Below are 3581 nucleotides of genomic sequence, written 5' to 3' on the forward strand. Positions count from 1 at the left end.
GCGCTCCCCGTACAACCTCGTTTTCCCTCGCTGACCTGTGAAGATCGCGTCCGGGTCGGTGTCCGTGTCGCTCTGACTTGGAATAAGTTACGCGATCCTCGCGCGAACACCAAATCGGGCTCTTCCGGAATGGTGCACGGGTCGCGACGCAGAAACTACGGCTCGGGTCAGGCCTGGTGTCTGGCCCTGGTGCCGTGAGGACGGTCGCGCGCCCGAGCCGCGCCGCATCTCATCCACGGGGACGGTTGTCGCCAGGGTGCCGGGCCTGCCGACCTGTGCACTCCCGCGCCGGCGAGCGGCCGCGGCACGCTCGGGTCTCATCACCGACGCGAACCGATGAACTCCGTGCGCTCCGACATTCGTCGGACTCGACCTCGGGGAGGCCAGCACAATCGGCTCGGAGTTGAGCACTACTACTCGGCTCGGATCCCGGTTGGGAACCAACCGCACGAATCGAGATGCGAACTCTCCCCCGGGGGCCAGCGCTCGACACGTCACCCCGAGGTGGAGGAGATCGACTGCACACTTTCGCCATCGCCCACGTCGGAGCTCCACCGCTCTCGACGCGAAGGGATCACGCCCGACGCGGATCTCGCACTCCCCAGAAGTTCTGCCCAGCCAGCAGGCCGGATTCCGTGCACCGATACCTGAAGGGACCTTTCGCACGCGGCACTCGGCAAGCATCGCCGTACGGGTGGCGTCGAAATTCGTACCCCAGCAATACTCGTGCCACTACGCCGGTACTCCGCCGTCGCTCGGCACTTCTCGCTGGTTCGACTCGGATCGTGCATCGACTACGACATCCGAGGACCGAGGCCTGACCCACACTGCACATCGGGTGCGTGCAGGACCGATATCAACTGCACTCGGGACGGTTGAAGCGCGGCAGCGCACAGACCCCCGCATATGCCGGAACGCACGCAGAGTGACGACACTGAACGCTCCATCCGGAAGGTGCACCCACCGTGCGGTTGCACGATGCACTAGGCAGGTCATCGCCTTAGCCCTCGGCCGAGCGCGCTCGATCCGGATTCGGATCAGGGGGTCCGGGCCTGCGTCCTGCCATTTCGCTGTGCGTCTTCTGGCGTGATGCCCGGCGACTGGACACGGCCGGTCTCGCACCCAACCCGGTCGCCTGTACTGGCCCTTTGCGTGCCTGAGCCCCGAGACCGAGGGGATCCACCCTCGGCGCAGCGGCACCCGTTCACCGTAGATCGGAAACAGCGCCGCCAGGAGGCAGTGGCCCTCAGAGTCCGGTGTTGTCGGCTGGTGGTCCGGAACGACGCTGCTGCCCGCGGATGCACCCTCCCCGCCGGCGCGTTGCCGGCTACGAGCTACGGCCCATGTTGCGGTCGGACGCCGAAGACACGAGGCGGTTCGGCCACCGGGCACGGAGTCACGATCAGCGAGCCGCTCACCCGACTATCACAAAGCGGAACCGCCACTTCCTTTGCGAGACAGGCTGAGACAGTGACTCCGGTCCATCAATCCCTAGCTCCGGGACGGTGTCTCACATCGAGAATCTCTCCACTCTCGCCGTTCGAGCTGCGGACGCCGTCTCGAGCAGGTCGAACTCACCGATGCGAGTCGGCGCGGCAATGCCTCCGACCGAGGGCGCATCGGCACATCGCTTGGAACTCCTCGGCGCCGGCCCCATGCGCTGCGTCGTGGACTTCCGCCGTGAGCCTTACCGGGCGAGCGACGCTCCCGATACGGCGGACGCCGCAAATCACTCTCGGCCGCAGACGATTCCGGGGATTGCTGGGCTTGCGCCGCAGAAGGGGAACCGGCGCCATTCCAAGGACCGATGAGGCTCCGAATGGTGTCCGCCTGCCTGATCCACGTCGCCGACACGAAGACCTGAGGAGGTTTCCCATGCGTGGCTGATGGCCGACGCGATCACCTCGGTACCGCACTGAGGTCGACCGGCGTGAGCTGACCGATGCGTTCGGGCCACGGAAGGGCGCCGCCGCGGTACCCCCGTATGGGAACAGACGACGAAGAGCTCCGGCGTCACTGCGGCAGCAAGCGCCCGGGGCGATCGACGGGTCGTGGTCGGTGGACTCCACGATCGTCCGCGCGCACCACCGCGCCACGAATCGATCCAGTCCTCCTCGCGAGGGCTGGATCTATTTGCATGAGGCCGCGGAAAGCCCGCGTGATGAGGGCACCGCAGTTGCCCGGCGTCTCGCCCATGAAGATTCACCAACCGCTCGCCGGCGACGTAAGACCGCAGGTCAGGCTGACCAGGTCTGGGCAGCCGCGCGACTCGCCGATGTTCCCCGCCACTGATCGCGCAACTGCGCGGCCCACGAAGCCACTACGACACACTGCACGGCAACAAGGCGCCTCAATCTCGAGCAATCCGCAGTCACCTCTGCGCCGGCGGTAGTAGCGGTGATAGGGCGTTACGCCGAGCCCGCGGTGCAGTCATGTACCGCAGGACTGGGCGCCGCCGTCGCCCGGCCAGGGGCAGTGTCAGTTCAGCCGTGTCCTTCGATGATCCGTACGACGAGGGTGAGTCGACCGGCGGGAGTCCACACACCGACGGCCACATTTCCAGCACCGAGATGCGTGAGGCTCTCGACCTCTCCTTCGTCGCCGAAGTCGATCGGCAATGTGATCCGGTCACACGAGCCGAAGTTCTCGTCGGTGACGATCAATGCGTCCTCGGTCGCGTACACGGCGGCTCGAGCCTCGCCGATCCAGCATCCGGCGAGCCCGAAACCGTACGAGGCGTCGATCGCACTCGCGTCCAGTCGGGAGATCTCCCGCAGATCCGGCCACGACAGCATTCGTACGACCTCCGGATCACTCGGATACGGAGTGACAAGCAGCCTCGAGCCCGAGGCATCGAAGCCTGCGATCACAGGATCGTCTCCTGCGAGGATCTCGGTCAGACGCAAGCGCGTTTCCTCGACATCGACACGGAATGCGAGAACACCATCCTGCCCCATGGCGAGTTCGAGAATCGCTGTGCCGTCGGCCGGATGGGATGCAGGAAGGCGTGAGCGTCCTCAGCGTCGATTGTCGGCTCGTCGCGGATCGCCCCGGTCGCGGCCTCGAGCGTGAGCAGCCGATGCCTCTCGCCTTCCGGGACGGCGACGACCAGTAGACCACCCAGAAGCGCAGCCGCGTCCGCCGGCAATCCCGGCACCGTGACAACGTCCACTCCGGCGATGACGAGCCCGCCGGCGGAGGTGAGTACAAGCAGATCGAGGTTGGACGCCGCTAGGACGCAGGCGTCATCCGCCAGGGGCAGTTTTCGGTGCGAGTGCTGGGCAAGTCCGTCGTCGAGCAGACGCGCCGCGCCGTCTCGCCAGAACGCGAAAGTCGAACGCCCGCCGGTCTTGCCGGCATGAACGAGCCTCGGCATCGGGTCGAGGACATCGATCACCTCAGCGGATACGAACATTCGACCACTGTATCGAGCACTGGAGGTCATCGAGTCGACCGAGACACCGCCCGGCATGCCGTAGGTAAATCCGAAGAATTGAAGAGATGCGGGCGCAGGATTGTCGGGCGCCACACGCCACGACATTCCGGGAACAGATGGATACGGAAATGCCGAAGGCCCCCAC

The 3581-nt window shown here is 65.8% G+C and carries 2 protein-coding genes; both read right to left on the minus strand.

Annotated elements, in window-relative coordinates:
- Positions 1-2483 precede the first annotated feature (2483 nt).
- Entirely contained in the window at positions 2484-2795 is a 312-nt protein-coding gene (locus ABEU20_RS24800) for a hypothetical protein (RefSeq protein ID WP_420167050.1), read from the minus strand.
- A gap of 101 nt (positions 2796-2896) precedes the next feature.
- A partial coding sequence (locus ABEU20_RS24805; RefSeq protein WP_420167051.1) for a hypothetical protein occupies positions 2897-3581 on the minus strand: 685 nt, incomplete at its 5' end.

It is taken from the genome of Rhodococcus parequi (assembly GCF_046042785.1).
Taxonomy (GTDB): domain Bacteria; phylum Actinomycetota; class Actinomycetes; order Mycobacteriales; family Mycobacteriaceae; genus Prescottella; species Prescottella parequi.